Consider the following 6,921-nt stretch of genomic DNA (forward strand, 5'->3'; position numbering starts at 1 on the left):
GCAGCACATTCATCGTGGTCGTCTTTCCGGCGCCGTTAGGACCGAGAAAGCCGAAGACTTCACCGGCGCCAACGGCCAGACTCAGGTTGTTGATGGCCATTCGCCGTTCGCCCCGGCTTGAGGCGTTTCGGTACTCGACCGAGAGACGCTCGATTCGGATGATGGGCGGACCCTGCTGGCTCCCCGTTTGAAAATCAGCCGTTTCTTTCCTGATCTCGCTCGCAGTCTTCATGTTTAGGATTTTAGCGTGGCGGCCCAGGAACGCGGCGTATAGCGGGTTGCCGGGGATCGTGGAACGTGCCGCGAGCGCGACAGGAATCGACAGCTCGGCAGGATCGTAACGGCCGGAATCGAAATCGAAAATGTGCAAGTCCCAAGCCCCCGCCGCATGGGCGATCTGGACGTGAACGTGCGCCCCGCGGAGCGAAACGCCGCTGACAAGCGAGCAGGCGATGGTTGTCAGGCATTGCCAGGTGATCGTTCGGCGACTGAGTGTCGAGATAACTTTTCGGCGGCCTTTTCGTTTCACGCGTTCGTTTTTTTGGCGGGTGCTGGCGCGCACACGGTTTGCGACCAGCACCCGCTGTCTTCCAACTCAGGAAGATTCAAGTTCTTTTTTTTCGCGTTTGTCTGAGCGTTTCCGAACAGTTAGCGCTGGCGCAGTCTGAAGAACTGCGTCTCGCTCGTGAGCGGCACAGTAAGAGTTTTGCCGGTCAGACGGACGGCTTCCCCGCTTCCTTCGGAGATCAGTTGGAATGGAAGGTTCAGTTCGATCCATGGACCCCTTGCGGAAGCGGCGCTTTCCAGGACGTGACCCTCCGTAACGACCGGCAGAGTCAGCGTGACCGTTCTGGCTATGCTCAGCGCAGGCGGCGGCGCGACCTGAAAATCGAACGTCACAATTCCCGACTCAGGCGCCGGCGTATGTCCAGGCGCTCTGCTGACATCGACCAGTTTGAAGCGGACGGAGTAGGGGCCTGGTTTGGCGCTGGCCTCGGCCCAGATCACCGGTTGAAACTCGAAGCTGTTTCCTTCGCCTAACGTGACTCGATCACCGGGCTTCGAGACAACGTTCATTTGATAGGGCGATCCCACGCGCAATCCATCCGAGATGGAAACGAGTTCGAGGGCGACGACGACATTGTCCAGCCGGCCGGTCCGTCCTCTGAGGTTGCTGTTGAAAAGAACGTCCTGCGGCGAGCCGAAACCAAAAAGGTTGGTAGCCGTCAGCGTGACCTGCTGCCGCAATGTGTGAACCGAGCGAATGCGCAGGTCGCTGTAGTGTTCGCTGGTTTTGGCGCTGACCAGCTTGCCTTCGTAAAGCCCTGAGCCGGGCACTAATGTCAGCGGCGCTTGCAGGGTGAAGGTTTCGGGAATGCGATGATTGGCGTTGGTCGGAACGGCGATTGGGGCGTTCGTTGGACCGGTGTACTCATAGGCGCCGATGGCGCGGTAGTGGCTGTTCAGAATATTTTCGGGAGTAACGTGGCCGACAAGGAAGAGCAACCGGCCCTGATTCGGATTGGGCAGGCCGGTGTAGGTCCCGAAGGGGACCCGCGGCAGCGAATCGACGCCCACATAGTACCCGATGATATCCCCCTGAGAGCCTGGCGCTGGTTCGACGACGAATGTATAAGCGATCAGACCGCTTGAAACGGCCCTGTTTTCAGCGGTCAACACACCTGAAGCTTCGAACGTGACCTCGTAGGTTCCAGGCGCCGTGAAGGCCCAATTGTAATCGGTGTGGCCGCCGGCCAGCACCGTCGCGAAGTCCGCATCTGAAACGCCGTCCCGGCTGTTCATGCGCACGTCCGGTGTTCCCGCAGCGCCGCTCGTGCTATAGACGAAAAAATGACCGGGTCCTTTTACTTGCTTCAGCGTCAACCTCAGTTGATCACCGGCAAAGATCCCCTTTTCAATCTCCTCGGCCGCGATCCCGAGAAATAGAAGGTCATGGTTTTGGATTTGCGAGAGGACCCAGAGCGGCGCGCCAGCGCTGCCCAAAAAGGCGAAGCGCGTATCGGACGGGATAGCCGAGCGCGCAGGGTGGCGGACGACTAAAGTGGCCTCACCCGGCTCATATTCCTGATCAATCGTTTCATCGTGGATGTGCAAGTCCCACTCGTTATTCTCGAAGGCGATGCCGATATCGACATGGCCGAAACCAATGGGAGTTTGCGCGCCAAGAGCGCTTGAGCTAGCGATTCCAATCGCCAGGCCAATTATTGCAATGTGGTGGTTGATTGCTTTCATTTTCTGTTCTTTTTGTTTATTTTCGATTTGCGGATGTGATGCGTGGTGGTGCGGAGCGGCTTGCCCAGCAGGGGCCTAATCCGACTGGAGTGGCTGCTCTGCATTGGCATCACATCCGACATTCATTCACTGCTTGTCCGACATTTGGTTATTCTGCTTACGATGTGCGGCTGCTCGTCTTGAGATGCGCTAATCGGTTTTGGGCGGCCTGCAATGAGCCGCAACGAACCTTAGCATTCGGAAGAGTTGAAGCCGCACCCACCTGAGCTCTCAGGTGACCGCCAGATCAGACTGGCGGCATCCAGGGTGCGAAAGTGCCTGAAGGTAGATGAGGATGACGTTCGACTTGTGCCGAACGGAATACCGCAACTCGAATCTTCAGGCGACCGTAGTCGGTGGACCGCAGGAGAAAGGAAGGAGGCGCGGACTCGGCGGCAGGACCGGAACAACCGGTGTGCCGTTGAGAAACAGAATAGCAGGAGCAGGAACTTCGACACTCACGGGTACTGTCGATGCATTCGCATGCCCGTTCGCAAACATCGTAATGCCGCAGTCTTCGTCGCCAGAAGTGGGGTGATGATCCGTTTCAGACGGTGCGTAATCGGTGTGGTGCCCGCAAATCTTACAGATCGATTCCGCGAGGTGATGAACACGGTGATGCGCTTGATGATCCGAGGACAGCCAGCTCAGTGCGATCAGCAAACACAACTGCCCGACACAGCCGATAGCGACTAACGGTTTGCTTCGCCAAATATTGTCGAGCTGCACTTTCACGACTTATTCTGATTCGAAAGAATCCACAACTCAAAGCCAGAGCACAAGCCAAAACTCCAAAACTCACCAAAACTCAAAATTCTCAAAATTCTCCAAAGCGTAAATTCCCTTTTGCATCCGGCGTAACTGCTATTATCTTCCCCGCCATTGCGGTCTTCCACTTGACGCATCGACGAGATGAACATGGTGCGGTGCGGAGTGGCCGGCCATCCTCGCGAATGGGAGTGGAATGCATATCACGAACTGGTCGGCATCCGGAAGCGCTACCGAGTGATCGACGCGAAGCGACTGTGCTGGCGCTTGCGCACCGGCAGTCTCGAAGAAGTCGGCAGGCATCTGGACGCAAGCTTGAAGGAACGAATTGCGCGAGGCGAGGTGCGGCGGGAGCCCCGGTGGACGGAGAGTTTGGCGGTTGGGAGCCTTGGCTTTCTGGAAGAGGTGAAGCCGTTAATCCTTTCCAGACGCGAGATGGAGATCGTAGCGGCAGACGATGATTTGTGGGTGCTGCAAGAGGCGGCGGCGGCGCCTTACGGGCGAAAAACTGGCCCGGAAATCGGTTCTAAGGCCGCAAATTGACATGCCCTTCCAGGTCATGTGTCTGCGTTCCAGCCGGATGCTTCGGCGACAGTCGGCTTGTATGGGGAGTCGGCTTGTGATGGGGACGAAGAAACCGCGCGCCATCGGGGCGTACTCGGGCGAGGTGAACGCCAACATCCACAAGGCCCTTGGCTGCGTGGGCACGATCCTCGACGGCGCCATCCGCGACGTGGACGAGATGAACAACGCCGGGTTCAAAGCCTTGGCCCGGCGGATGTGCGTCGGCCACGCCCATTCCTGGCCGGTGCGCTGGAATTGCGAGATCGAGGTCTTTGGCCGAAAGATCAAGCCAGGCCAGCTCATTCATGCAGACAAACACGGCTTCCTCGCGATTCCCGATGAGGACGCGCCGCGCGTGCCGCGGCAGGCCAGACGCGGGATGAACTGCTGGCGAGCCTGGAGCATGCCTTCGCCAAGTTTGGCGGCGCTGCCCAGGAGAAGTTCCAGCGCAAGGGCGAGTATTGAAAGGCCATCGTGTTACTGGACGATTACACTGAGTCTTTGAAAGGCATGGTTTGACCAACATGAAAACGATCAACGAAAAGAGCGCCGGCTATGCCTGGCTGGTGGTGGCGCTGCTGGTGCCCGTGGCGCTGCTCAACTATCTCGACCGCCAGATGCTGGCCGCCATGAAGTTCTCGGTCATGGGCGACATCCCGGACATCGGCACCGAGGCGAACTGGGGCAAGATTCTGGCCTTCTTCAAGTGGACCTACGCGATCTGCAGCCCGATCGGCGGTTATCTGGCTGACCGGTTCAGCCGCCGGCACGTCATTGCCTGGAGCCTGGTGGTGTGGTCGGCGGTGACCTGGGCGACGGGCCATGTGCAGACCTACGACCAATTGCTGCTGACCCGGGCGCTCATGGGCATCAGCGAGGCGATTTACATCCCCGCCGCCCTGGCGTTGGTCTCGGAGTATCATCTTGGCCCGACGCGTTCGCGAGCCGTGGGATTTCACCAGATGGGCATTTACGCGGGCGTGATCGTGGGCGGGTTCAGCGGCTACGCGGCGGATCATCCGTCGCTGGGCTGGCGGTGGATGTTCGACTTCTGCGGGATTGTGGGCGTGTTGTATGCCGTGCCGCTGTTCCTGCTGCTGCGGAATCCGCCGGTGGCCGCCGGCCAGGCCGCCGAACCTCGCACCTCGCCCCGCGCCGTGCTGCACGAACTGCTGGGCAACCGGTCGTTCATCCTCCTGGTTTTATATTTCACGCTGCCGGCGATGGCCGGGTGGATCGTGCGCGATTGGATGCCGGCGATCCTGAAAGCGGAGTTCGGCATCGGCCAGGGCAAGGCGGGCGTCTCGGCCACGCTGTATTGGATGGTCGCCTGCATCTTCGGCGCGTTCGTCAGCGGCTGGCTGGCGGATCGTTGGTCGCGGCGCAACCCGCGCGGGCGCATCTACACGAGCGCTCTTGGCATGGTATGCATCTCCGTCGCCATGTTCGGCGTCGGCTATTCGCCCCAAACCGGGCTGCTGCTGGTGGCCGTCGCCTTCCTGGTGCTGTTTGGACTGGGCTGGGGTTTCTTCGATACGAACAACATGCCCATCCTCTGCCAGATCGCCCGCCCGCACCTGCGGGCCACGGGTTATGGCATCATGAATTTTGTCAGCATCGGCTGCGGGGGACTGGCCGATTGGTGGTTTGGCATCCTGCGTGACTGGAAGGTCCCCCTCATGGCCATCTTCGGCATCTTCGCCAGCGTCGCCCTGGTTTCCGTGGTGCTGGTGCTGCTGATCAAACCGCGCGATACCGAATCCGGCCAGACGCCGCTGACCCACTGATCACTCTTCATGAAACCAATCCACTCCCTGACCGGCCTGGTGGCCGCCACGCATACCCCGTTCAAGTCTGACGGCTCGTTGAACCTCGCGGTCGTCGAAACGCAGGCCGCCCGGCTGCTCGCCGACGGCGTCTCGACGGCCTTCATCAACGGCACGACCGCCGAGTGCCTGTCGCTGTCGCTGGAGGAGCGTCGCACGCTGGCGCAACGCTGGTTCGAGGTGGCGCGCGGCACGGACCTGAAGATCTCCGTCCATGTCGGGTCAAACTGCCTGCCGGACGCCCGCGCGCTGGCCACCCAGGCCGAACAACTGGGCGCGATCTCGATCTCCGCGTTTGCCCCGAGCTACTTCAAGCCGCGGGACCTCGACGCGCTCATTGCGTGGTGCGCCGACATCGCCGCCGCCGCGCCGGGCACGCCGTTCTATTTCTACGACATCCCGGTCTTCACGCACGTTTCGCTTTCCATGCCGGACTTTCTGGAACGCGCGCCGGCGCTCATCCCGACGCTGGCGGGCTTGAAGTTCACCAACCCGGACCTGATGGCATTTCAGCTTTGTCTGGCGGCGGGCGGCGGCCGGTTCGATGTCGCCTACGGCTGCGACGAGTGGCTGCTGGCGGCGCTGGCGCTGGGCGCGAAAGGGGCGGTGGGCAGCACCTACAACTTCGCCGCGCCGCTGTATCGACGGATGTGGACGGCATTCACCGCGGGCGACCTCGAAACCGCGCGGCAGGAGCAGTATCGTTCGGTGCAACTCATCCACCTCATGGCGGGCAAGGGCTTCATGGGCGCGGCCAAGGCCACCATGGCGTTGCTCGGCGTGGACGTCGGCCCCGCGCGCCTGCCCAACGCGTCGCTAACCGCCGCGCAAACGAAGACGTTGCGCGACGAGCTGGAAACGCTCGGCTTCTTCGATTGGATTCGTCTTTAGCCTATGAAAAGGCTCGCTCTCGTCTTCACCGCCCTTGTCGCGCTGGGCAGCCGCGCTCTCGCGGCTTCGGAATTGCCGGACATTTTCGCCTGCCGCGCGCAAGATGTGGCGGCATTGCGGAAGGGCTTCGCCCAGCCCCCGCGCGAGGCCCGCGCTTGTTGCGCCGGCAGCTTGCGAAGCGCCATTCGAGTCAAAGCGCCATTCAGGTCAGTCCCACACATTGACACTGCCGTCGCCCCCGCCCTCCGGTCCTCCATTAACCGCTCGAACTGCTGACGCCCGGCGGCGCTGTCATTGGGCAGCCGCACTGAACCCTGCTCCCGTGAGGTTGAACCTACTTCTTAGATTGTTAAATTGTGAGATGTGACCCCGGCCGCACTGCTTAAGTCCCTTGTCATCGAATGCACTTCACTCCAAGTCCATGCCAACCTTCCTTGCCTCCAGGTTACTCGAACCCGTCGAAACTTGCTTCGACGACACCAGCATCAGCAGGATCGGAACATCAGCTCGGAGCGGTTTTGAAAGCTTGCAAGGAACAGACTGTCAGCTCCGGGTCGCGGAGGCGCGAGGAGCTTGTCGG

At 60.6% G+C, this 6,921-nt stretch carries 7 protein-coding genes; 4 read left to right on the top strand and 3 right to left on the bottom strand.

The annotated features are described in order from the left end of the window. The 3 genes from FJ398_24605 to FJ398_24615 all read right to left on the bottom strand — a co-directional run. Positions 1-100, bottom strand: a 100-nt coding sequence (locus FJ398_24605) for an ATP-binding cassette domain-containing protein (GenBank protein MBM3841076.1), incomplete at its 3' end; no start/stop codon positions are given. A 548-nt stretch (positions 101-648) separates the two neighbouring features. Beyond that, complete coding sequence (locus FJ398_24610; protein ID MBM3841077.1) at positions 649-2,253, bottom strand: hypothetical protein; 1,605 nt, start codon at positions 2,251-2,253, stop codon at positions 649-651. Between the two features lie 378 nt (positions 2,254-2,631). Continuing rightward, positions 2,632-3,027: a hypothetical protein gene (locus FJ398_24615; GenBank protein MBM3841078.1), complete on the bottom strand. Its 396-nt coding sequence runs from the start codon at positions 3,025-3,027 to the stop codon at positions 2,632-2,634. Between the two features lie 177 nt (positions 3,028-3,204). Between FJ398_24615 and FJ398_24620 the strand changes: the two genes are divergently transcribed. From FJ398_24620 to FJ398_24635, 4 genes are read left to right on the top strand one after another with little or no spacing between them, the layout of a single operon-like run. Continuing rightward, positions 3,205-3,603: a hypothetical protein gene (locus FJ398_24620; GenBank protein MBM3841079.1), complete on the top strand. Its 399-nt coding sequence runs from the start codon at positions 3,205-3,207 to the stop codon at positions 3,601-3,603. Beyond that, positions 3,518-4,129, top strand: a complete 612-nt coding sequence (locus tag FJ398_24625) for a hypothetical protein (GenBank protein MBM3841080.1) — start codon at positions 3,518-3,520, stop codon at positions 4,127-4,129. Before FJ398_24620 ends, FJ398_24625 begins: the two co-directional genes overlap by 86 nt. Positions 4,130-4,148: 19 nt before the next feature. Further along, positions 4,149-5,411: an MFS transporter gene (locus tag FJ398_24630; GenBank protein MBM3841081.1), complete on the top strand. Its 1,263-nt coding sequence runs from the start codon at positions 4,149-4,151 to the stop codon at positions 5,409-5,411. A 9-nt stretch (positions 5,412-5,420) separates the two neighbouring features. After that, a complete protein-coding gene (locus FJ398_24635) occupies positions 5,421-6,341 on the top strand; it encodes an N-acetylneuraminate lyase (protein MBM3841082.1) in 921 nt (306 codons plus the stop codon). Positions 6,342-6,921 lie beyond the last annotated feature (580 nt).

This window comes from Verrucomicrobiota bacterium (assembly GCA_016871535.1).
Lineage (GTDB): Bacteria > Verrucomicrobiota > Verrucomicrobiia > Limisphaerales > SIBE01 > VHCZ01.

Coding starts and splice junctions, on each gene's coding strand:
- FJ398_24610 (MBM3841077.1), bottom strand. CDS start 2,253: ATGAAAGCAATCAACCACCACATTGCAATAATTGGCCTGGCGATTGGA.
- FJ398_24620 (MBM3841079.1), top strand. CDS start 3,205: ATGAACATGGTGCGGTGCGGAGTGGCCGGCCATCCTCGCGAATGGGAG.
- FJ398_24625 (MBM3841080.1), top strand. CDS start 3,518: ATGATTTGTGGGTGCTGCAAGAGGCGGCGGCGGCGCCTTACGGGCGAA.
- FJ398_24630 (MBM3841081.1), top strand. CDS start 4,149: ATGAAAACGATCAACGAAAAGAGCGCCGGCTATGCCTGGCTGGTGGTG.
- FJ398_24635 (MBM3841082.1), top strand. CDS start 5,421: ATGAAACCAATCCACTCCCTGACCGGCCTGGTGGCCGCCACGCATACC.